General features: G+C 38.2%; 11 protein-coding genes. All 11 read right to left on the bottom strand.

The window, feature by feature from the left end; translation table 11 throughout:
- Positions 1–131: 131 nt before the first annotated feature.
- The 11 genes from IEV84_RS03990 to IEV84_RS03940 all read right to left on the bottom strand — a co-directional run bounded on the left by IEV84_RS03990 (position 132) and on the right by IEV84_RS03940 (position 24,949).
- Complete coding sequence (locus tag IEV84_RS03990) at positions 132–2,021, bottom strand: peptidase U32 family protein (protein ID WP_188492988.1); 1,890 nt, start codon at positions 2,019–2,021, stop codon at positions 132–134.
- Between the two features lie 293 nt (positions 2,022–2,314).
- Positions 2,315–4,750 carry a glycoside hydrolase family 2 TIM barrel-domain containing protein gene (locus IEV84_RS03985; RefSeq protein ID WP_188492635.1) on the bottom strand — a complete coding sequence of 812 codons (2,436 nt, stop codon included), beginning with the start codon at positions 4,748–4,750 and terminating at the stop codon, positions 2,315–2,317.
- A gap of 82 nt (positions 4,751–4,832) precedes the next feature.
- Positions 4,833–8,324, bottom strand: a complete 3,492-nt coding sequence (locus IEV84_RS03980) for a malectin domain-containing carbohydrate-binding protein (RefSeq protein ID WP_188492633.1) — start codon at positions 8,322–8,324, stop codon at positions 4,833–4,835.
- Between the two features lie 105 nt (positions 8,325–8,429).
- Entirely contained in the window at positions 8,430–11,162 is a 2,733-nt protein-coding gene (locus tag IEV84_RS03975; RefSeq protein ID WP_188492631.1) for an alpha-d-galacturonidase, read from the bottom strand.
- A gap of 133 nt (positions 11,163–11,295) precedes the next feature.
- Positions 11,296–12,189, bottom strand: a complete 894-nt coding sequence (locus IEV84_RS03970; protein ID WP_188492630.1) for a sugar phosphate isomerase/epimerase family protein — start codon at positions 12,187–12,189, stop codon at positions 11,296–11,298.
- A gap of 163 nt (positions 12,190–12,352) precedes the next feature.
- Complete coding sequence (locus IEV84_RS03965; RefSeq protein WP_188492627.1) at positions 12,353–13,498, bottom strand: sialidase family protein; 1,146 nt, start codon at positions 13,496–13,498, stop codon at positions 12,353–12,355.
- A 41-nt stretch (positions 13,499–13,539) separates the two neighbouring features.
- Positions 13,540–16,293 carry a glycoside hydrolase family 78 protein gene (locus IEV84_RS03960; RefSeq protein ID WP_188492625.1) on the bottom strand — a complete coding sequence of 918 codons (2,754 nt, stop codon included), beginning with the start codon at positions 16,291–16,293 and terminating at the stop codon, positions 13,540–13,542.
- A gap of 140 nt (positions 16,294–16,433) precedes the next feature.
- The gene (locus IEV84_RS03955) at positions 16,434–17,999 is read right to left on the bottom strand and encodes an MGH1-like glycoside hydrolase domain-containing protein (RefSeq protein ID WP_188492623.1); all 1,566 of its coding nucleotides are present in this window, start codon (positions 17,997–17,999) and stop codon (positions 16,434–16,436) included.
- 124 nt (positions 18,000–18,123) lie between these two features.
- The gene (locus IEV84_RS03950; RefSeq protein ID WP_188492621.1) at positions 18,124–20,601 is read right to left on the bottom strand and encodes a glycoside hydrolase family 95 protein; all 2,478 of its coding nucleotides are present in this window, start codon (positions 20,599–20,601) and stop codon (positions 18,124–18,126) included.
- Between the two features lie 98 nt (positions 20,602–20,699).
- Complete coding sequence (locus tag IEV84_RS03945) at positions 20,700–22,112, bottom strand: alpha/beta hydrolase family protein (RefSeq protein ID WP_188492619.1); 1,413 nt, start codon at positions 22,110–22,112, stop codon at positions 20,700–20,702.
- Positions 22,113–22,153: 41 nt separating this feature from the next.
- Positions 22,154–24,949, bottom strand: coding sequence for a glycoside hydrolase family 78 protein (locus IEV84_RS03940; RefSeq protein WP_188492617.1), 2,796 nt, complete (start codon positions 24,947–24,949; stop codon positions 22,154–22,156).
- Between the last annotated feature and the right edge of the window lie 121 nt (positions 24,950–25,070).

Raw genomic sequence — 25,070 nt, 5'->3', positions numbered from 1 at the left:
GAAACAATTCAAGTTAGTTATATTTTCTGTAAAATTCACAACAAAAAAAGCCGCAATATAGCGGCTTTTATAAGTTTACAATACTTTTTGTTATGGCTTCGACAAGCTCAGCCTGACACAAACTAAGAGTATTATCTTCTTTTCACATAATCCAATTGTTCGTCCTGATCGATAATTTCAAATTCGGCGTCTTTTTCCCAAATTTCCATCTCACAAGGTTTGCAGTTGAATTTCAGTTTGTATTCGTTTTCTCCGTGTTTCAGTGTTAGCGGTTCAGCCACTTTTTCTCCCATGGTTTCACGTTGGAAACGGGCACATTTGCCCAACTCATATTTCACGCAATATTTAGTCGTCATCACACGTGCTTTCCCCGGATCCCATTGCAATTCGAATGCTTTTTCAATCTCGGTTACGCCGTGTCTTTTATAAAAAGCACGAGCCAATTTATTCGAAACATTAAAAGTAAAATCTAATTTTTCGGTTGGATAAGGATGATCTGTCGGCACGATTTGGAATTCTTCTCGGTGGTATTCGTTGATTCGAATATCAATCAATTGTTCCAAAGCAATTCTTCTAACTTCATTTACTTTCGAAATTGGTAAAAACCAATTCTTAGAAAATTCCACTTCGATAGCATCCACAATAAAAGGTGTATTTCCTGTTTTGGCTAAGTTTTTCGAAATATTCGGAATTACAGACTCCTCGCTTTTAGCCATTTCTTTTTCGGTAACTAAAGTCGCCACGCTTTGGTGTCCGTCTTCATCGTTAACAATCAATTGGAAACCTTCAGCAGTTTCAACAAATCGCATTTCAACTCCAATCTTTCTAACTGCAGCATTTTCTTTTTCAACAATTCGGTTGAATTCCGCATCCGAATTACGATAAATCATCGTTCCTACCGGAATATTTTTGAATGTATTTGGCACTACAATATCATTGACGATAATGTTAATTTGTACCCCATCAGCAATACCTTCAGCATTGATAAAATACAATCCGTCACCGTTGTTCAGCTTTTCGAAATTTTCAATTACATAACCATTGGCTTTGATTTCGGTTACTTTACCAATGTGCTGTCCTTGTGATTTTGGACTTTCCCAGTTCCCGATTTTCTCTTTTCGCTGATTTACAAAATAATCAGTATAGCCTCTATTAAAACTTCTGTCCATTTCCGGTTCGAAATTATAGAAAGTTCTTCCAGAAGAAGCTTTTTGGAACGAATCATTATTTTCTAAGAAAGCATCGAGTTTTTTTCTTAAAAACGAAGTGTTATTTTTTACGTAAACAATATCTTTTAATCGCCCTTCAATTTTAAACGAAGTAATTCCCGCCTCAATCAAATTAGGCAATTGGTCACTTAAGTCCAAATCTTTAATCGAAAGCAAATGACTTTCGGTCAACAAAGTCGTTCCGTTTCCATCAATCAGGTTATACGGCAAACGACAGTTTTGCGCACAAGAACCGCGGTTAGCACTGCGTTCTCCTCCGGCAATACTCATATAACAATTCCCGCTAAAAGAAACGCAAAGCGCCCCCGAAACGAAGAATTCCAATTCTACATCAGTAGCTGCGGCAATATCTCTCACCTGATCCAAATTCAATTCTCTGGCCAAAACCACACGTTGCATCCCTACATCTTTCAGGAATTTTACGTGTTTTGGTTCACGGTTATTCGCTTGTGTACTGGCGTGAATAACAATCGGTGGCAAATCCATTTCCATAATGGCCATGTCCTGCACAATCAGCGCATCGACACCAATATCGTATAATTGATAGATTAACTTTTTACAATCTTCTAATTCGTTGTCGTATAAAATGGTATTGATCACCACAAAAACCTGAGCCTTAAACAAATGGGCATATTTCACCATTTCGGCAATATCTTCAACAGAATTGGTTGCATTGGTACGCGCTCCATAATGTGGTGCTCCAATATATACAGCATCTGCACCCGCATTGATAGCGGCAATTCCCTGAACCAGATTCTTAGCCGGAGCCAGAATTTCAACTTTCTTTTTCATCATACCTTTACCTTAATTCCTCATTTTCCGGAATCAGGCTGCAAAAGTATAAAATAGTTCTCAAAAAATCAGGGGTTTAGAAATATTAAGATTTAAATAGATTGAAAAACAGCTATTTGCACAAAAAAACAAGCAGTGTGTCATTCCGACGAAGGAGGAATCTCATGACGAGAATAAATAATGAGATTCCTCGCACCTCGGAATGACAAGTTTGCGGTTATTCTCTTCTTAACTCTAACAAAAAAGCACGAACATAAATCCGTGCTTTTAAAAATTAAGTAAATTGAGAAAGATTACTCCACTTTAATAGTCACAGTTCCTAAACTGATATTCCCTGCTGTGGTAGCTTCCAATGTTATGTTCTCTGCTTTTTTATTGGATTGTAAAATTACTAAGCATTTTCCATTGTATAATTTGCGATAATCAGCTTTGAAAGGTTCCAAACTGGCCTGGTAACCATTGTCCACTCCTACAATTTTAGCTCCACCGGAAACTTTAAAATTAATTAGGTTATCGGCAGTAGGCAAAGCGTTTCCGTCTTTATCCTGTAAAGAAACTGTAACGTAAGCCAAATCGTAACCATCATTTTTAATTGCAGTTTTATCTACTTTTAAATTAATTTTTGCTGCTTCGCCTGCGGTATGAATTTCAGTTTCCTTCACTATTGTACCTGCTTTTCTGGAAACGGCTTTTAGCGTTCCTGCTTCAAAAGGCACTTTCCACGCAATATGCAATTCGTCTCCTTTTTTAGATTTCGAACCTAATGATTTTCCGTTTAGGAATAATTCTACCTCATCTGCATTGTTGTAATACGCCCAAACATCAATTAGCTGTCCTGCTTTCCAGTTCCAATGTGGCAATAAATGCAACACATTCTTATCGCTCCATTCGCTTTGGTACATATAATACACATCTTTCGGGAAACCTGCTAAATCTACAATCCCAAAATACGAACTGCGCGCCGGATAAGGATACGGATCCGGTTCGCCAATGTAATCAAAACCGGTCCAAACGAATGTTCCCGCTATAAAATCATATTTTTTTGCTGCTTTCCAGTTTTCCTCATGCGTTGTTCCCCAATAAGAAGCGATATTATCATAAGCCGTAACCGTTAAATCAGAATTCCCGTCAAAGGTTTCTCCGTATTTTTTGGGCCAAAATCTAATTTCATCGGTTGGCATATCATAATGTCCGCGCGTTGCATAAGCCGAAACACTCTCGGAAGCAACGATTTTTTGCCCTTTAAAACGCTCCGGAAATGTAGCATAATCGGCATGTTTGTAATTAAACCCTAAAAGATCTAAAGCTCCCGATTGATAGATAAAATTCTTCTGTGGCTCATTCTCTGTTAAAGCCGAAGTTACCGGTCTGGTTTTGTCTAAGGATTTTACAATTTGAGCTAATTCTCTGGCAATACGAACACCGGTACTGTCAAACTGCTCACGAATTTCGTTACCAATACTCCACATCATCACCGATGGATGGTTACGGTCTCTTTTGATGAAATCTTCAAGATCCTGTTTGTGCCACGCATCCCAATCTTTGTGGTAATCGTTGGTTACTTTTTTCTTTTTCCAGACATCAGTAAATTCATCCTGAACAATAAAACCCATTTCGTCGCATAGTTTCATCATCTCCAATGAATGCGGATTATGAGACATTCGGATGGCATTCGTACCCATTTCTTTCAGCAAAGTCAATTTTCTTCTGATAGCGTGAATGTTCTCCACCGCTCCCAAAGCACCATTGTCGTGATGCAGACAAACGCCTAATATTTTCGTTGGTTTTCCGTTTAATGAAAAGCCTTTTTCGGCATCGAAATTGAAATAACGAACTCCAAGCGGTGTTTCATAAGTATCAACTACAGTCGAACCATCATAAACCTTTGTTACAATCTTGTATAAATACGGATTCTCAGTATTCCAAAGAATTGGGTTTTCTATCTTAGTGTTTTGTTTAACTTGTAAAATTGAATTTGCTGGGATATTTCCATCAGAGATTGCTTTTGCAACTTCAACATTATTTTTATCTAAAATTGTCGAGACTAACTTAAAAAGTTTATTGATACCCAAACCATTTTTCACGTCAACACCAATATCAACAATAGCTTTTTCTTTGGTGATTCCACGCGTAGTTACATACGTTCCCCATTGAGCTACGTGCAGTTTTTCGCTTGCCACCAATCGTACATTTCTGTAAATCCCGGAACCGGTGTACCATCTTGAATTGGGTTGTGCATCGTTATCAACTTTTACAGCGATGATGTTTTTCTGAGTTCCAAAATGTAGATAAGGAGTTAATTCGTAGGCAAATGAAATGTATCCGTTTGGTCTAATTCCCAATGAATGTCCGTTGATAAATACTTCGCTGTTTTTGAAAACACCGTCAAATTCAACCGAAATCGATTTGTTTGAAAAATTTTCAGGCAATGTAAACACTTTGCGGTACCAGCCTTTTCCTGCCGGTAAAAATCCCTGCGCCTGTTTGGTTTTACTGTCTTTATCGAAAGTACCTTCAATACTCCAATCATGCGGCAAGTCTAATGCACGCCAATCATTAGCATTGAAATCAGCCTGTATAGCGGTGGGATAATCACCCAATTTAAAATTCCAATCCGGATTGAAATCGGTAACTATTCGGCTTTCTTTTTTTGTTGACGCACAGGCAACCAGGAACAACAACACAATTGCTATTCCTCCTTTTTGTAAAACACTTTTATCTAAATTCATATATCTATTTTTTACCGCAAATTCGCAAATTTAATATTTCGTCTTTCGATTAATAATTTGCGAATTTGCGGTCGATTTAATTTTATTGAAACTCAAAAGACTCCAAACGCAATCCTTTCATGTTGTCCGATTCGATTCTGACTTTATATTTTCCTGCATTGATATAACCTCCCGAAGTGGTATTTAAAAGCTTCCATTTTTCGGTTGGCGCCGGAAATTCTATCACATCATTTCGCAACAGGATTCCGTAAGCATCCTCAATAATCAGCTTTACTTTTATCGGTTCGATATTCATGTTCATGTATCTAAAACGCATTAAATACACATTGGCAACGCCCGGATTGACTTCAAATTCGATGCTGTTTGGATTACTTTTGGTAAATTCAACATAATCGCTGGATTTGAAATTGCCTTTTACAATTCCGTCTCCCTTTGTTTTTGCGGCTTCGGCTTCCAGTTTTAACGAAGGACGGTCATCCTTATTTTTCCCCATATCCGATGTTGGAACTACCACAATAGTAAACGCAGCAGTACCATCGCCTTTATTACCAAAAAACACTTTTTCACCTTTTTTCACTTCTTTTTCGAAAATAGAAAAAACAACTCCTTTGCTGTTTTTAGCCGTTGCTTCTGCTTTTTTATAATCAGCAAGCCAAGGTAAAGTTTCTTTTATATTCGAATCTACCAAAACTGATACTGTTGCATTTTCTTTCGAAACAAAAGAACCTGTTGTATTGTTTTTATCTGCAAAACGAATATAATCGGCAGCATACAAACTCGCTGGTAATTGCGTAAACGTTACATCTGAATTTGAATATTGTTTCGAATTCAGGTTCAGCCAGGAACCAATTTCAAATGACACATTTGCCGTAACATCCAGAATATTCTTTGGCGAAGGCGCTGCCCCTTTCACCGATTTGTCTTTGGAAGCAATGGCAATTGCCGAAATAATTCCTTCTCCAGAAGTCACTTTTGGAAAAGAAATCACCAGCTGACCGTTTTTGCTTTTTACCACAAAGGTTTTCTTTACCGCTTTCGCAAAACCAACTTCATTCCAAATATCGAAATCTTTGAGAACTACTTGGTCATTAATTGCCACATCAAAAACGCGCCAGTCTTTGCAATCCAATCCGCCTCCGGTTCCGTACCAAGGCTCAGAGAAATACAAATCAACCAAATATTCACCATCAGGAACAGGAAATTCGTATTTTAACTTATTCATTCCGTAACGGAAATTCTGAAATAAAGCATCATTTTGAGTGCCATCCACTAAGTCAGAAGTACTGCGCTGACTCGCAAAATAAGCCGGTACATTTTTAAAATTATCTGTCCAGGACAAAGAACCCCAAGTATTAGCTTCGGTTTTATGTACATCGGCTAACCATAAATTTCCTGCTTTATCTTTAAAATCAGCACCACCACAATTCACGCGGTAGATGTAATTGTAATTGGCTTTTGACCAAACTACCTCTTCTTTCGAACTTAACGATTTCAAATGAGGCGCTTCAGGCAGATTGTTCAGCACAATATAATCCTGAGCTACTTTTTCCCCATCCACATAACCCACGGCGTACAATACATTGTAAGCAATATTGACATTATTCCACTGAAAATGCTGCCCTCTTCCCGGATTTTTCAGTTTCCCTAAAGACTGATTATTGACATCATTGAATAATTCAACCTCATCACAATTGGAATACACATCGATTCCGTTTTTGATTCCGGCAGACTCCCAACGGTTTGGCCAGGTATGCGAAACGATATACACCATCGGATTAGTTTTCTTCGACGCATAATTAGCGCGGTACATATAATAAGCATCCAAAGGCTCTCCCCAAATGCTGAAAAGTCCTTTATAATTTACCGGTCCAACCTGGTCAATGGCTCTAAATCCTTCCCCATTTTGTTCCCGTCCCGGATTTTCATGCGAACTGAACAACCAATTGAATTGTCCCGCCACCTTATCTTTTACCGATTCAGCTTCGCGAACTTTAATCTCCATTAATTGCGAAAAACGGTTTTCGCTCAGAATTCCTTTTTGGTCAAATTCGCCTTCGGTATGCAAATCGTGCGAACGCCAGGCACCATATTCCCCATTCAGTAATTGCTCTGAAAGCTCCACATGATAATTAAACGGATTTCCACCATAAGTTCCGGACCAGTTTTGTACCACATTCCAGTCGGTTCCTTCACCGCCGTTGCAAGTGGTAACTTTTCGCTGCGATGAAGCCGTTGGATCCATTTCGCGAATAATCTTTGTACATTCTTCGGCAAATTCCTTCGGAATGGTACTTTCATTTTGCAATCCCCACAACACTACCGATGGATTATTTCTTCTTTCTTTAATCCATTCGCGCAATAAGGTTTTGAAATTAGCTTTAAATTCAGGCGTATCATACCAAACGTGAGCCGAAAACTGACTCCAGAACAAAATACCACTTTCGTCTAAAAGTTGCTGGTATTTCAAATTGTGCGGTTGGTGCGCTTCTCTAAAAGAATTGAATCCTGCCGCTTTGATTTGTTCGATTCTGGCTTTGATTTGGGTATCTGAAAAAGCATGACTTTGACCAATCTGGTGTTCGTATTCGCAAGTTCCATTGATAAATACAGCTTGATCATTAATAAAAAATCGCTTGTCATCTCCCGCTCTATCAATAGGCCAGGAAACCCAACGGATTCCATAAGGCGTAGTGATTTTATCTACAACCTTATTTTTTTCCAAAATAGTAGTCGAAAGGCTGTACAAATACGGACTTTCAGGCGACCATAAATTAGGATTTGAAATCTTAGGTAATGTCTGCTGAATCTCTTTAGTTGCTGCCGAAAGCAAAACTGAATTCTTAGCCGAAGCTACTTCTTTTCCGTTTTTATCCAAAAGCGAACTAATCACCGTAATGTTTCTATCCGACAGACTGTAATTTTGAATTTCAGTGGTCGTATGTAAAATGGCCTGTTCCTTATTAACTGATTTGTCATTCCAAATATGAACTCCAAAAGGAGCCACACGAACCTCATTGGTAATCACTAAAGTTACCGGACGGAAAATCCCCATTGGTTGTGAACCTTCTGAAAATCCCCATTCGCCAGAACAACCACCACAGACCCAAGGCAAATCGGAAATAAAAGCAGGATGAGCCGCTTTGACCACAATTCGGTTGTTCGCATCATATTTTACCGCATCAGTTATGTCTAAGGTAAAAGTAGTCCGGCCGCCTTTATGCTGCCCTACTTCTTTTCCATTCACCCAAACCGTGGCATAACTGTTCACACCTTCAAAAAACAAAAAGTATCTTTTCCCTTGCTGCTGTTTTCCAATTTTTAAGTTTTTAGAATACCAGGCTGTTCCGTGCAAATTGCCATGTTTCATTTGACGAAAGCCCTCATACTGATCCCAGTTGTGAGGCACATTAACATCCTTCCAATTGGCATCCGAATGATTCACAAAATCCTGCTCTGAACTTGGATTGGAATCCACCATCGTAGTTTTCCAATTGGCATTCAAAGAAATTTCTTCACGGGTTTGCGCCCATGAAAAAGAGGTAATTAAAAATAATATGTATAGTAATTTCTTCATTTTTTTTAAACCATAGAAGGCATATAAGTTCATTGAAGTTGGAATATTTTTATTATTTCAAATATCACACTTCGACAGGCTCAGTGTGACATATCGTAATTCATTTTAATAAAACAACCAATCTACAGCTTCTTTTTCACCTGCATCAATAAAACCTACATCACGACTTGTAATAGTTTGGTTGGCATCGATAAAACCTAAAATCAGCACTCTTCCTTTGCCTAAATCCAGTTTGTGCTCTCCTGGCTGAAAGGTGTAAGTATGAATATTAATTCGTGGCAATTCTTTCAAATTCATTGCACTCGCCAAAACAACCTCAGCCTGACCATAAGCATTTCCAGCCGCATCTGTTTCTAAACTTGGCGGAAATAAAAACCTTTTTTGATCCGAATTGAAATAACCCACCACCAGTTTTACGGCTTTGGTATTTTTAAATTTCAAATGCGTTCCTTTTTCATTTTGAGAAGTTTCGTCAAAAGCAATTCCCTTGAGATTTTGTAATTCAGGAGCTACTTTTGTCAATTCAGAAATTGGTGTTCCATATACTTTTGTTCCATTTTTCACCGCATAAGTTCCTTTGTTTTCACTCAACAGAGTCACGTCGGCTGTTTTCCACGGTTTGCCTTCTTTAGTTGCGATTTTACCGTCTTTTGATGTTTTCAAAAGTTCTAAATTTCTCTTGAAATTAGCCAACTCCCTTTCGTAATGCGGTAATAATTCCGCCCAGGTTTTATTGTTTCCGTCGTCACCTCCAATTGGAATACGGCGTTGTGCGGTTTGCATACTATTGGCATACCAATAATGATCTTTGGTTAAATTCACCAATGATTCATAGTGTTCAATACTTTTTTCCAAATGTGGCAATGCCTTATCCAAATCGGCTATTTCATTAGAATAACTGTAACGCAACACTAAAACAGCCGCTTTTACTTTTTCTGAAAAGAAATCGGCAAAAGCTTTGTAAGCGTGCATATCGTTTTTAAGACGCAGGAATTCTTCTTTATCTTTGGTTACTTTCACCTCTGCTTTATCAATCGCTTCAACAGCTAAACGTCCGTGTTCTGTAATTTCGGCAATAATTTGCGTAGGCAATTCACCCACATGTGGTTCTTTGTTCCATTCTTTTTTAGCGTATTCCAAAAGCAATTCGCCTACAGGTCCGCAAGATTCATGGAATCCCGGGTACACGCGCCATTTAGCCGGATTGACTAATTGACTTTCGAACATCCCTAATAATAACGTTTGACGATTTCCTTCAGTAATTCCAAAACGTCTCAATGTTTTTGGAGCGATTTCTCCTGCCTCTTCGTATGCTTTTAAGATATTATTAGCTGCTTCTGCATCTGTTCCAAATTTGGCTGCCAAATCATTATCCCAATATTTAACCTCATCCTTTCTGTCTCTTTTACTGTCCCAGGCATATCTTGCCCAGGCTTTGTACCAAATCCAGTCGCGATCCATTTCTAATAAACGCTCACCCGATTTCGTTTTATCTGCCGAATAAGGCCAATCCCAATAGGATGCCTGCGGATACAAATGCAGTGCATTAGCTCCGTGAATGTTGTGCATAGCCTGAACCGTTTTCTGGATAAAATCCGGAGAACCGTAACGGAAAGGTTCCAAATTTGCCAGAATATGTACGTTTGAAATGTGAACCGAATTCAAAGAACTCAGCTTTTTATGGATTTCACCCCAGGGACCACGTGGCGTATAAGTTGTTAATGACTCCCCATTGTACTTGTGCATGGTGTATAAATTTTTATACAACGGCAATGATTTTTCCATTACCAAAGGTGCATCTGTATCATGAGCACGAACAATAATTGGCGGTTCATTCGTTTTTCCTATCGCTTTCAAACCATCCTGAACCCCCGGAATAATGGTTTTGGTAAACCATTCTACGTCGTCCTCAACTGTATTGATGGCTTCTCCTAAACATACCAACAAACCTACGTTTGGATATTTTTCAATAAATGCTGTGATTGATTTTTTTGTGTAATCGGCAATTTCAGGAGTAATCGGGCGGGAACGATCCTGTGTTTTAATGTTATAATGCTCCGCAAATGGTTTGGAAACAAGAATATTATAAAACATCTGGATGACCCAAATTCCTCTTTTATTGGCTTCTACGGTAAGGAATTTATAGATTTCTTCGTTCTTTTTAAAATCTTCTTCACTTACTTCCAAAGCAAATGGATAATCTTTTAGTTTTACCAAAGAAGCAAAAGGATGTCCGTTCCATAAATACAAAGAATTCATTCGGTTATCAACCATCATATCCAGGTATTTTATCCAAAGCGATTTATCATAAAACCAAGGAAAAGACTCAGGTGTATACGGATATTCGTAAACATCTCTTCCGGGAAGATAGACTGGTTTTTGAATCCCAACACAAGTTCCTCTCAACACCATTTCCGGACTGTCCTGAATATTGATTTCTGAAGGGATTTCACCCAAAGTATTAATTCGGTCAGCCAATTCTAATGCTCCGTACAAAGCTCCGGTAGCATCGGTTCCTTCTACATAAATAGTATTTTTTTGAGTACTGATTTGAAAACCTTCTTTTTTAGTCAGATTCGAATCGTTGATTTTAGCTGTTTTCGAATTGGCTTTCCAAAAATCAGTTCCTTTTTCGCCAATGACAATTACTTTATCTTTTGATTTTTTAGGCGCTTTATCCGCAAAAACTACTTTGAATCCTTTTATTTTTGCTATTTCCGATAGTTTTTCGGCTCCAAATTGCGCTCGGGGTGCATTGGCATCACGAACAATCGTAAGGCTTTGCGCCGTTGCAAAAGAGACGTAAAAACTTAAAAAAAGTAAACTTATATATTTCATTGTATTTTTTATTTTTTGACCACAAATTGCACAAATTAGCACAAATTATAATCTTGATTTTTTGCCACAGATTTTAAAGATTTTCACAGATTATAGAAATCCTTTTAATCTTTAAAATCTGTGGCTAAATAATTTAATTCTGAAAAATTTTCTTCAAATAGGCCACATTTGCCCCGTAATTCCCTTTTACATTATGTACATCAGTAGTGTCTCGAGAGCGCTCTACAATCAACCAGCCTTTCCAATTCATTTTATCCAAAGCAGCTTTGATTTTAGGCATATTTATCTTTTTGTCATTCTGTAGCCAAAAACCATCGGTGTTCGATGCATGAATTTGAGCCAAATTCTTTTTTCCTAAAATTTGTAATTCTGTCGCAATGTCTTTTCTATTTTCTATTGCATTGGAAAAATTGAACGAACTCTTAATGCGATTACAGTTTACCTCTTTCAAAAATGCTTTTTCGGCGGTGGCATCCAACGTGGTTTCAACAGCGATAACACCACCTATTTTAGCTACCTGTTTTCCTGCCCATTGCAGACGTTCGATAATAACAGGGCGCAATTCGGGATTTTTCTTCAAATCGCATTGATTTCCCAATGGCAAATAAGCCACTTTTACATTCATAGTTTTCATGGCATCGATACAATCCTGAACCATTTTTTTTACGGTTTCACGCTTCGCAAATGATTGTCCGTAAAAACCAGACATCGCAATAGACGAAATCCCTACATTAAATTCCTTAGACTTATCCTTGAATTTCTTCACCTCAACAGGATTAGCTAATTTACTGTCAAAAGTTTCACGATTACCTAGACCTCCCATGTCTAATTCAATTCCATCGGCATTCAGTTGGCTCGCTAATTCAAATGCTCCCAACTTCTGTCTTTTTAAAATCATCCAGTCGCAAACTGCCACTTTGTAATTTTGCTTTTTTGATGACTGAGCAGAAATTGAATTTGTAAACGTTGCTGCAAAAACAACCAACGTCGCAATAATTAAGTTCTTTAGAAAATTAATTGACTTCATAATTTATTACGTTTTTTTGCCACAGATTAAAGGATTTCCACAAATTAGAAATCTGCTTTATCTGCAAAATCTGCGTGCTTATTTTTTTTTCACGCAGATTTATAATGATTTATGCAGATTAAAAAAAATCCTTTTTAATCCTATAATCTGTGGCAAATTTTTTTTACTCTTCCTCAGCCTTAACCGCTTTTACTTCAACACCTTCTTGTCCAGGCCAGATTCCGTTCTTGATAGGAATAGCTTTCAATTTTGTTGGATCGATTTTTACATATTTCAATCGTTCTCTTCTCCAGGTATAAACTACATGCACCATTCCGTCAGAAGACTGAATCATTGACGGATACGAATACTGACTGATTTTCGAATCTTCTAAAACCAATGCTGCTTTCCAATTGATTCCGTCATTAGAAATTGAAACGTTCAATGGTGTTCTTGGTCCTTTAGCTTCCGTTCCCGGAGGCAAAACGTGATTGTAAACCAATAGGTGTTTTCCGTTTTTCAAAGTCACCGCATCGGTTCCTGAATTATTTTGCGGCAATCCAATTAACTCTAAATCAGACCAAGTTTTTCCGTTGTCTTTAGAAAATGTACTAAAAACAGCTCTATTTCTGGTTCTTCCAATAGCCTGAATACTTCCGTCTTTGTGGAATAAAATACTTGGTTGAATCGCATTGATTTTTTGTTTTCCTCTTGATAAAGTATCGCCCATAACCCATGTTTTTCCAAAATCAGGAGTCGATTCCATACGCAATCTCCATCCGTCACCTTCAATACTTGATGGAAGCAATAATGTTCCATTGCTTAACAAAACCGGTTTGTTTTTGATAGGTCCTAAAAAGCCGTCAGGCATTTTTTCTGCTTCTGACCAGGTTTTTCCACCATCTTTAGATCTTCTTAGCATACCCCACCATTCGGATGGTTTTGGTCCAATTTTATAAAACAACATCAAATCGCCACCCGGAATTTGGTAGAGAACCGGATTCCATGTTGGTAATCTTGGTCCTTCTTTCATTACACCATCGGCAACCTGAATTCCTTCCGTCCATTTATCGCTTCCTTTTGGTTTACGAGCTACATAAATACAAACATCCGGATGTCTTTCGTGTGTTCCTCCAAACCAGGATGCTACTAAATCACCATTCGTTGCTTCAACAATAGTTACCGCATGACAGGAAGGATAAGGTGCTTTATCATAAATAAATTCATCTACTAAGATGCCTTCTTTCCAGGTTTTATTTTTTAAAGAAACGCTGCAACTTCCTAATGTTATTATTCCAATCAGCATTAATGCTATTTTTAATCCTTTCATTATTATTTTTATTTATGTTATGTATTTATTAATTCGTATTTCTAGTTTACTTTCAATGTATAATTTCCTGATGGCAAGGTTAAAACATGTTGGTTTCCTTCCATTTTATGAGCAATCGAAGTTTTATCTAATTTTGATTTATTGACGCTGATTTTTTTAGAATCTGCTGTTGGCAAATACACCAAAGCAGTAGTATTTGCCGGAATTGTAATATTCCATTCTAAACCACTCTTTTCCTTTTTCCAATTACTTTTTATCAATCCATGAACTGATTCATAAGACGCATTTACAAAAGTCAATCCAGCGTTGAAATCAGGTTTCATGATGATTTGTTTGAAGCCCGGAGTTTCAGGATTGCTCTTGATTCCCGCCATATTTTCATAGTACCAAATCAGTAAATCGCCCAAAAGCATCACGTGGTTTTGCGAATTCATCGATGGATCAGCAGTATTTCCGTTCCATAATTCCCAAATAGTGGTAGCACCGTTTTCGACCATGAAACCCCAACTTGGATAGGTTTTATTTGAAGCCAGTTTATAAGCCAAACCCCCTCTTCCAAAATTCGTCAGCGTTCGCATCAAAAACTGCGTTCCGATAACACCCGTACTAATATGACCCTGCTTAGTTACTTCAACTTCGTGAACCATACTTTGGAAAACTTTATCTTTTAAATTTTCAGGAACCATCCCGAAAGCCAAAGGCAGTACGTTTGCCGTTACGGTATTGTTAGCGTAGTAGTTTTTCTCGGTATTCAAAAATTTGGCATTGAAAGCTTTCTTGATTCTGCTTGCCAAATCATCATAATGGGCAATATCGGCATCGGCTTTTGCGATTACGGCAAACTTTTTCATAATGCCCAACAGCTGATAATAGAAAGCGCTCGACAACAATTGACCATCAGTCAAACGCGCAGGATCTTTGGAACGAATCAATTCCAATGATTCCGGCGGAACGCACCAGTCACCGTATTTGTCCTTGTCCATTAAATCATTTTGAAGATAATTTTCCTCCATATACACCATCCATTTTTTCATGGTAGGGTATTGTTTTTTAATCACTTCCGCATCGCCAAATTGTTGGTACAACATATCACCCACCGTGATGTAGGTTCCCGGCCAGGTCACATTGTCACCGTAATAACGCCAGAAAGCCGGTGCCACATCGGGCAATCCCCCGTCCTGTGTTTGGGAATATTTGATATCGTCCAGCCATTTGGCATACAAAGTCTGGTTATTGAACAAAAAACTTTCGCCATAAGCACCTGTTGTCCTGTCTCCCAACCAAGGCTGACGCTCGTTTCGCTGTGGACAGTCAATCGGCATTCCTTTGTAATTTCCGCTAATGCCCCACCAGGCATTTTTGAAAATCTGGTTCATTGTTGCATCCGAAGATTCAAAAGTCCCCGTGGTTTTCATATCGTCATACACCACTTTCCCAACAAAATTTTCTAAAGTTGGTTTGGTCGGAAAACCTGAAATTTCTACAAATCGGAAACCGTGAAATATAAAACGTGGTTCCCAGACTTCTTCGCCTTCACCTTTTAGCGTGTACACATCGGTAGTTTTGGCGTCACGCAAATTGGCAATGTACAGCGAACCATCTGCCTGCAAGGATTCGGCAAATTTCATTGTAACCTGATCGCCACTTTTTCCTTTGACTTTCAGTTGCAGCCAGCCTACCATATTCTGACCCATATCGAGAATATAAGTTCCTTTGGCAGTTTGCTTGATCGAAATCGGTTTTACTTCGCCTTTGATTTTCATATTCGGTGTCATCTGCGCTTCATAAAAACCGCCCGGTTCCTGCACGTATCTGGCATTTACCCAATTTTTATCATCAAAATTAGTCGTTGCCCAGCCTTTCATTTCCTTGCGGGCATCGTATTCTTCACCGTCGTATTCGTTGTTGGACAAAATCGGTCCGTCAGTGGTTAATTTCCAGGTGTCGTCTGTTCTGATGACTTCTTTGCTTCCGTCTGTATATTCTACAAACAACTGCAAAGCCATTTTTGGCAAACCAAATGATTTGATTTTATACGGTTTGTAATCCTGACGCATTGCAAAAAAACGTCCGTTTCCTAAAATCGTTCCCAGCATATTTTTGCCTTCCTTCAATTGCGAAGTCACATCAAAAACATTGTATTTTACGTTTTTGGTATAATCCGTCGGAACGGGAGCCAATACCTGATCGCCAATTTTATTCCCGTTGATATACAACTCATACAAACCCATTCCCATGATGTAAACTTTAGCATTTTTGACCTGCTTTTTTACATCAATTTCTTTTCTTAAATAACGGGCTGATAATTTCGAATATTGAGAAATGCTATCATCTTTCGACAATTTTTCATAACCAATCCAGCGTGTCGATTTCCAGTCGGCATAGGTTAAAATCCCAATGCTGAAATGAGCTTTCTCATTAGATTTTACTTCGCCTTTATTCGTAAAAACAATTACTTTCCAAAACGCATTATCTCTATCTCTAAGTTTTTTTCCGTTGTAAATAACATTGACAGATTCATCACTTGCTACTTTCCCGCTATCCCATAAATCAGCTTTATTCGCGTTCAGGTTTTCCAAAGTCGAAGCGACCAAAATTTGATAGGCCGTTTGTTTTACATCATTGACATCTGCTTTTATTTGCCAGCTCAAACGCGGTTGCAAAACATCAATTCCTTCCGGATTGTTAAGCATTTCGCATTGCAAATTTGTGACACTAATTTTATTTTGGGCTTGCGCCAAAGAAAAACAGAGTGATGCAATAAGAAGGAATGTATGTAGAATTATTTTTTTCATAGTTTTTTATTTACTACGGCTTGAAAATTTTCAAGTATTTGTTCTTTTTCTATAAATTATATTCATTTTTAATCTGCCGAATCTGCTAAAATCTGCGTGCTAATTTTTTCACGCAGATTCCGCAGATCTTCGCAGATTTACTATTCAATCACTAATTTTTCTAATTTTTCAGAAACAGCAATTTCCTTTCCATTTTTAAAAATTCTGAAACCTTTTCCCTTACCATATTTTTCTCCGGTTTTGTCCCAAAGAATCGTAATAATATTTCCGTGATATAACACATTATCCAGACAGAACCAATCCCATTTTTCTTGTGGAATCAACGGATTCACTTCAATTTTTTCATCGGCTCTTGGGCGTAAACCCACCAATCCTGTAATCATCAAATCGTTAAAAGTCGAATGGTTGTAATAACGGCTTCGCTCTCTGTCTCCCATTAACCAATAGCCTGTCGTTTCGTCCAGATACTCGCCAATATAAGGTCGGCCACGATAGTATTGCGATTCAACATACAAATTCATCTGTTTGAAATAATCGGTTTTGGCAACAAAGTTTTGGTTGTAATTATTCAAAACATTAGCCAGAGCCGTCAACGTCTGTGAAGTAGCAAAAGGCCAGATCGCTCCGTCCCATTCGCAGGTTCCGGTTCCGTGAGTCCTGAAACGTGGACTTCTTCTTTCAGCTGTTGTCAAACCAAAAGGAGCCGAAAACCCTTTTTCATCCTTAATTTGTTCCCAGGCTTTTTCAAAACCTTTATTTTGCTCTGGCAAATTAAAATACCAAGGAATAAATCCGATAGCTTCTCTCACCTGCGCCAAAGTATCTTTTTCAGTAAAGGTTTCGAAAAATTCACTTTTCTTATTCCACAATTTGGTTTCTATCAATTGTTTCAGGACATCAGCTTTGGCTTTGAATTTGGCTTCCGCTTCTTTATCGCCTTTCATTTCGGCCATTTTCGAAATCGCCATCGCATTGCCGTACATATAGCTGTTAATTGTTGGGCGTGCATTTTGTACTTTACGTCCGCCACTCAGCGATTCTTCCATTCCGTCCTTTACATCGTGTTGCCAAAACAAACCATCCTTGCGCTGACGGTCTTTTTCCCAAACGGCATAATCCGTCACCATATCCGGATACATATCCAATAAGAATTTTTCATCTTTGTTCACCAAATAGCGATTGTACAAAGCATCGGCAGTCCAGCTACTGAATTTGTACAATTTGTTCATCGGTTTCCCATCATTGCCACGGTACCAGATTTTCACATCCTGTTCAATGTATTTTGGATCGTGAACCCAACGAAATTCGTTGATGTGATGCCCAACAGCACAAGCAATTAAATTGTATTTATCGGCATAGGAACGATCGACCAAAAACTCGGTAATTCCATAACCAAGAGGCGTTTTCTTGATGTGTTTTCGAGCCGTCCACCAACGGTAATAATAGATTTCCTCAAAATTTTGCTGCGGACATTCGAACAACGGAATATTCTTTTCCATCCATGCCCACGCACTATCATTCGGAATCGCAAATTTCAGATTCTCGTCTTCCATCGTGTTGAAATAATCCACATAATGTTTGAAATTATCGGATTTCAACACAGCTCCTTTTCCTTTTGAGGAATATCCCACACCCGATTTACAACTGCTTAATGAAGCAACCAAAACTGTAAAAGCTATTATTTTGTATTTAAAATTTGTCAACATTTTAATTTATTTTTTCATTTTATTATTCCCCTCTTTTTAAGAGGGGGGGCTGAAAGCCGGGGTGTTTTTTCCCACCCCATCCTTCGGGCACCCCTCCAATGGAGGGGAATATTCTGTTGAATTATTAATTCCCGTAAAATGTATAGGTTTCCCCCGCTTTCATCTCCACATCGTATTCATTGTACTTTGGCAATTGCACTTTAGGCAATTTCGCTTCTTTAGAAATGATTGGTTTCTTCACCTCAACATCATAAAACAACGGATTCGGGTTTTTCCCTTTTGCTTTTTTAAGCGTAATTCCTTTTTCAGCTTTCAAAGTGTTTTCCAGTTTCAATCGGCAGTTTCCTCTTAATTTTGAATACACTTTCAAAGTCGAAACTTTGTTATTTTTCCATTCCATGTCGATTACAAATCCACCACGGGCTACTAATCCTTTTATCGAGCCGTTTTTCCAAACGGTTGGCAAAGCTGGCAATAAATGAATCGCTCCTTCCTGAGATTGCATCAGCATTTCGGCAATTCCGGCGGTGCAACCAAAATTCCCATCAATCTGAAATGGCTGGTGTGCGTCCAACATATTCGGATAAGTTCCGCCACCTTTTCTTTGATCTGCGGTTACCAAATGCAGTTGATCCTGAATTAATTTGTAAGCGTGATTTCCGTCTAATAAACGAGCCCATAAATTCACTTTCCAACCCATTGACCAACCAGTTGATTCATCGGTTCTGTAAATCAACGATTGTTTCGCTGCTTCAAACAGTTCAGGTGTTTTGATTGGCGAAATTTGGTTACTAGGAAACAAGCCGTACAAATGTGAAACGTGACGGTGATTGTCTTTTGGATTATCCCAATCTTCCTGCCATTCCTGTAGCTGATTGTGTTTTCCCACTTTCATCGGAGGCATTTTAGCCAGAGCTTCTTTCAGTTCTTTAATAAAAGCTGCATCAGGCGAAACTAAAGCCGAAGCTTTCATCACATTGGTAAACAAATCAAAAACCAATTGGTTATCCATTGTCGTTCCCGAAGCAATAGTCGATTTTCCGTCCTCGCCGGCATGCACATTTTCAGGCGAAGAAGAAGGCACTACAACCAAATAATTGGTATTCGGGTCGACAACCATAAAGTCTAAAAAGAACTGTGCTGCACCTTTCATTATCGGATAAATCTCTGCCAAATATTTTTTGTCGCCAGTGTACAAATAACGTTCCCACAAATCCTGACAAACCCAGGCACCGCCTGTAGGCCACATTCCTGAAGCTGCCTGATCTACCGGTCCTGTAATGCGCCAAATATCGGTATTGTGGTGTAAGACCCAACCGCGGGCGTTGTACATGGTTTTAGCTGTTTCGGCACCAGTAACACTCAATTCTTTTGCCATTTGGATAAAAGGCTCGTGCATTTCAGAAAGATTGGTAAGCTCGGCCGGCCAGTAATTCATTTCGGCATTGATATTTGTTGTGTATTTACTATCCCAGGGCGGCGAAACCATATCGTTCCAAATCCCTTGCAAATTTGCTGGTTGCCCACCCGGTTGCGAAGACGAAATCAACAAATAACGACCAAACTGAAAATACATGGCTGCCAGTTGCGGATCAAATACTTTAGCAAAATCACGAATGCGCTCATCGGTAGGTTTCTTTACATTTTCATTTGAACCCAAATCCAAACTCACCCGATTAAAATATTTTTGATAAAAAGCTACATGGTTCTTTTTGATTGTTTCGAAAGATTTTGGCAAAGCAGCCACTAAATAGGATTTGCATTTTGGCGTTTGGTTTTCGTCCAAAGTTTTATAATCCACAAAATTAGTTGCTATTGAAATGTACAAAGTCGCTTCATCGGCGCCATTGATACTTATAACTCCGTTTTTAGAAGTTACTTTTCCGCCTTTGTTTTGAACTGCCAGACGGCCTTCAAATTTTACTTTTCCTTTTACACCTTCAAAATTAGTTCCCGTTCCGGTCATCACAATTTCGTTCTCATCCGAGAAAGAAAGTGTTTTATCAATCGGGCTGTTCATCATCACATTACAAGTAATTTTCCCGGCTTTGCTTGCCGATAACTTTACTGCAATCACCTGATCGGCAAAAGCGGTCAATACTTCCCTTTTATAAGTAACACCATCCACCTCATATTGTACCGAAGCCGTAGCATTGGCAATATCTAAATCACGGTAGTAATTTTTATAATCATTATGCCCGTTGAACGAAATGTACACGCTCCCAAAAGTCTGATACGGCATACCATCATTGGTTTGCGACATGATATCACGGGTTGCCAAATCCTGCGCTTCTTTGTATTTTCCTTCGAAAATTAATTTTCGAACAATTGGCAAAGCCTTAATCGATTTATCATGCGCATTGGTATTAGGAGAACCCGCCCAAATGGTTTCTTCATTCAATTGCAAACGCTCAACTGAAGGGTCGCCAAAAACCATCGCTCCCAAACGTCCATTACCCAATGGCAAAGCTTCGTTCCAGATTGCAGCAGGTTTATTGTACCATAATTTTAAATTGTTTTTAGTTTGTGCCAAAATATTGTGGCTTCCTAAAACGATTAGAATCCCAACACCAATTTGTTGTATTTTATTTTTTAACTTCATATAGTTGTTTTTTTAGCCACAGATTAGAAAGATTAAAAGGATTTTCTAATAATCACTTTACTTAATCTGTGATAATCATTTTAATCTGTGGCAAAATTCTATTTTTTAACCTCGTAAACCTTACCATTTTTTTCTCCGAACAATTCATATAATTTGTTGATGTCTTTCAAAGCATTTTTAGGCAAATTTTCACCTTTAGCTCCAAAAACATACATCTTTTCATAAGGCTCAATCACACAAGTCGATTCGTCAATTTCTCCTTTTTCATTTTGCACTTTTTTCAAATCCAATCCCAAATACTTTGCCATAAAAGGATACATTGCCATACGTTTGGACTCGCCATAATTATGCCCTTCTTTAGGGAAATGAGCATTTTCGACCAAGCTTTGTTTTCCATACAAACCATAAGTTTTTTGGATAAACGGAAATTCTAATTCCGGCACAGTCGCTGTCCAATCTCCACCATCGGAAACAATCAATTGTGGTTTAGGAGCCGCCATTGCTGCAATTTCAGCATTATTAGTTCCGTTGCCGCAAAGATGCAAACCACGACCGCTTTCGCATGGACAACCACCCACAAAATGAGAAGAAGTCATCACCACCGGAATCGAAACAGTAATTCTGTCATCAATCGCAGCCAAAAACATGGTTTGAGAGCCACCGCCTGAACCACCGGTAACTCCTACTCGATTTTTGTCAATATACTTTTGCGAAAACATGTAATCTAATAATCGCTCGGCACTTAAAACCTGAATGGTTTGTGCAATGCTGTTTCTATGCAAAGTGGCATCAAACTGTAAAGTAGATTCTCCCCAGGCAAACAAATCAAAATCGACTACAACCGCTCCCATTTTAGCCAAAACAGCGCAACGCAATTGCTGGTCTTTTCGATATCTTCCATCCCCGAAATGCCCATTAGGCGTAATCACCACAGGGACTTTTCCTTTTAAAGGATACGGTTTATAAATAGAGCCTGTTGCATAAACTCCCGGTATGATTTCCAATCCAATATTTTCTACACTGTAATCTTTATAAATTCTTTTTGAAGTCAAAATTGGTTTTGTCTTTGGCATTGCCGGAGCTTTGTCTAAACCAATCGAACTGATAATACATTGTTTTAATTCGGCTTTTCTGGTTTCCCAGGCTTTTAGATTAGGATACAAATCAGCCAAATATTCCAAACGTTCTTTGCCCACAGTTACCGATCTTCTGGCATATTCAAATTTTCGAATCACATAAGTCGAATCGTTTTCTTTGAAATAAGTCAACTCAAAAGGAGACAAAACCGCTGTCAATGAAACTTCTAAATTCCCCTGACGGATTCTCCAATCGGCATAATCCAATTCTTTATCTTTAAGCAAACCATCTTTATCATTGATAGTCACTTTAAAAATAGAAGCAATCGTACTGATTGTTTTTGCTATTGGCGCTCTGTAATTGTTATCTGATGTCTGAGCCTCCATTTTTGGCACAGCCAAAAACAAAAACACCATCAGCAACAGCCTTTTCATTTGATTCCGTTTCATCCTTAAATTTATCATTTTATTTTCATTTACAAAGCACACTCTAACACATATATACCTGAACCTAAGACAAATGAAGGTTTTTCTTCATTATCCAAAACTTTCAGAACGTTTTTAGAATCGCTTAGTATATTTCCATTTACTTTGATAACAGCGTTCTTTTTTACCGGCATTTTTATTGTTGCCGTAGTATTAACAGGAATTTCAACTTTCAGAATTAATCTTCCATCTTTCTTTTCCCAAGACGAAGCAATTTTTCCATAAATCGATTGGTAATCCGCTTTCGCAAAAGTCATATCGCCTACCAACTCCGGTTGGATAAAGAAATGCTTAAACCCCGGATTTTCAACATCCGGAACAATCCCTACCAGACTTTTATAAAACCATTCTTCGATTTGTCCCATCATAAAATGGTTCCATGAATTTCCTTTTCTTGGATCCCATTGTTCTGTGAGAGTGGTCAAACCAAATTTGATTTGAAAACCATAACCCGGTGCATCATAATGATTGTTCATTTTGTACATCGTTTCGTTTTCGCCATTTTGTGCCAATGTCTGAAACAAATAACGGTTCCCTACATCTCCGGTTGTCAATCGGTCGCCTTTGGCTTTGATATCGGCCAACAAATTTTGCATTACCGCTTGTTTGTATTGTGGTTCTACGATATCCATAAAAATCGGAACGGCGTTACTAAACTGACTTCCCGTACCGTATTGTTTGGTTTCCGCATTAAAAAATTTATCGTTAAATGCCTTTTTAATTTCCGAAGTCAGGGTTTCATATTTCGCAATATCTTCCGTTTTATTCAGCAATTTCGCCGCTTTGGCAAGCAAACTTGCTCCATAGAAATAATGGCTTGTCGCCGAAAGTGCAATCGGACTATTTTTAGAATACCCCGCTGCGTGTGTCCCGTAATCATACCAATCGCCCAATCCGTGTGACACGATATGGCCTGTGGCTTTTGTGCCTAAATAATCTACATACTTTTTCATTACGGGATAATAGTTCTCCAACAAAGAAACGTCGCCATAATATTCGTAATACATCCAAGGCAAAATCACTCCCGTCACACCCCATTCAGGCGAATCGGTAAAATCACCTCCAAAGACAACATATTCAGGAACAATCGTTGGAATTAAACCATTGTCACGTTGTGAATCTGAAATATTCTGCATGGTAGCCGGAATGAAACTTTCCAGATTGTAATTAAAAAACAATCCTGGTCCGTTTAAATGAATTTCCTCAATCCAACCCAATTTTTCACGTTGCGGACAATCGGTGAAAACACTTTGAAAATTACTTTTTATAGCATTATTAATCAGCCAGTGTGTTTTGTTGAAAATGTCATTAGAACATTCAAAAGTTCCCGCTTCGCCAGACGAATTGTAAATGAAATTTGATTTCAAATCAACCAATGTCGGAAGATTTTTGTCCTTGTCTTCTTTGTAATTGATGTTCTCAATCTGAACGTATTGATAACCATAATAACTAAAATTAGGTCGCCATTCTTCGATGCCTTCGCCTTTTAAAGTGTAATCATAATAATACGGCTTCCCTGTTTTTCCCTGACCCACAGTTCCGTCTTCATTCAGGCTTTCGCCCACCCAAACACGAACCGTTTGTCCTTTTTTTCCTTTCACTTTAATAGTTGGAAAACCGGAAAGATTTTGCCCCATATTAAAAATATAAAAGTTAGGTTTCAGTTCTTTTGCTTCCTTAACCTCATATTGTTTTTGAACAATAATTGGTGATGCCGTTTGTGCTCTCAAAATTCCTTTAGGCGCTTCCTGAACAACCACTTTTTTCCAATTGGAATCATTGAAACCTTTGTTGTTCCAACCTTTTTGTTCCAAATTAGCATTGTAATCTTCGCCTCCAAAAATGCTGTTATAGGTAATCGGGCTTTTGCTGTATTTCCAGCTTTCGTCTGATTTAATAATTGCTGAAGAACCATCTTTATAAATCACTTTCATTTTGAAAAATAAAGTCGGTGGTCCAAAACTCACATAAAACTTCGAATAGCGTTCGGCAAGCGTGTTATACATTCCATTACCCAACAAAACTCCAATTACATTTTCACCTTTTTGCAATTGCGAAGCATTTAATTCGTAAGTATTGTAATTGACGGTTTTGTCATAATCGGTCCACAAAGGTGCAAACTCGCTGTTGCCAATTTTCTTTCCGTTTATCGTCAATTCATAATGTCCCAAACCGGAAATGTAAACTACAGCTTCCTTGATTTCTTTTTTAACTTCAAAAGGTTTGCGAATCATAATACTTCTGCGTGACAACGAATCAGCAGCGTTGATTAGCGATGCTTTTTTCTCTTTGTTGAAAGTTGCCGTATGGTAATTTCGGCCTTCCGGTAAATGACTATCTGCCTTTGTAATCGCCCCAATCCAAATAGGATTTAAATCTTTTACGAAAGGTGCTATTCTAAAAGAAGCCGGACTGCTCCATCCTGAAGCAACACCATCCTGATTCCAGACTTTGACTTTCCAGAAATATTTCGTTTCGTTCTTTAAAGAAGATTCGCCGAAGTCAATTTGCAGATTTTTAGTTGAAATTACTTTTCCGCTGTTCCAGATATCGCCATTGTCTTTTTTCAGTTTTTCTTCAGAAGAAGCTACCAAAATCTGGTAAGCTGATTGGGATACGTTGTTTTCTTTTGAAACCAATTGCCAGCTTAATCTTGGTTGATTAGTATTTATCGCCAATGGATTTTCATTCATTTCACAAGTTAAATGACCAGCAGTAATCTGTCCGTTAGTTATGGAAACGATTAGAAGTGAAAATAAGAAAAATATGTTTTTTATATATTTCATAATTTTTAGTTGCACGCAGATCTTGCAGATTTACGCCGATTTATTTTTGTAGATCTTTAATTAAGACATTAATATCATTAGGTGCATTCAGCTAAATTTCCTTAATTTCTTAATGGTAAAA

The organism is Flavobacterium palustre (assembly GCF_014639535.1).
GTDB lineage: Bacteria > Bacteroidota > Bacteroidia > Flavobacteriales > Flavobacteriaceae > Flavobacterium > Flavobacterium palustre.
The sequence above is the reverse complement of the archived record's forward strand: the minus strand, read 5'-3'. Positions and strand labels throughout refer to the sequence as shown.

Excerpts from the sequence above, each read along its gene's own strand:
- IEV84_RS03940 (WP_188492617.1), bottom strand. The coding sequence starts at position 24,949 with ATGAAATATATAAAAAACATATTTTTCTTATTTTCACTTCTAATCGTT.
- IEV84_RS03945 (WP_188492619.1), bottom strand. The coding sequence starts at position 22,112 with ATGAAAAGGCTGTTGCTGATGGTGTTTTTGTTTTTGGCTGTGCCAAAA.
- IEV84_RS03980 (WP_188492633.1), bottom strand. The coding sequence starts at position 8,324 with ATGAAGAAATTACTATACATATTATTTTTAATTACCTCTTTTTCATGG.
- IEV84_RS03950 (WP_188492621.1), bottom strand. The coding sequence starts at position 20,601 with ATGAAGTTAAAAAATAAAATACAACAAATTGGTGTTGGGATTCTAATC.
- IEV84_RS03960 (WP_188492625.1), bottom strand. The coding sequence starts at position 16,293 with ATGAAAAAAATAATTCTACATACATTCCTTCTTATTGCATCACTCTGT.
- IEV84_RS03970 (WP_188492630.1), bottom strand. The coding sequence starts at position 12,189 with ATGAAGTCAATTAATTTTCTAAAGAACTTAATTATTGCGACGTTGGTT.
- IEV84_RS03985 (WP_188492635.1), bottom strand. The coding sequence starts at position 4,750 with ATGAATTTAGATAAAAGTGTTTTACAAAAAGGAGGAATAGCAATTGTG.
- IEV84_RS03965 (WP_188492627.1), bottom strand. The coding sequence starts at position 13,498 with ATGAAAGGATTAAAAATAGCATTAATGCTGATTGGAATAATAACATTA.
- IEV84_RS03990 (WP_188492988.1), bottom strand. The coding sequence starts at position 2,021 with ATGAAAAAGAAAGTTGAAATTCTGGCTCCGGCTAAGAATCTGGTTCAG.
- IEV84_RS03975 (WP_188492631.1), bottom strand. The coding sequence starts at position 11,162 with ATGAAATATATAAGTTTACTTTTTTTAAGTTTTTACGTCTCTTTTGCA.
- IEV84_RS03955 (WP_188492623.1), bottom strand. The coding sequence starts at position 17,999 with ATGTTGACAAATTTTAAATACAAAATAATAGCTTTTACAGTTTTGGTT.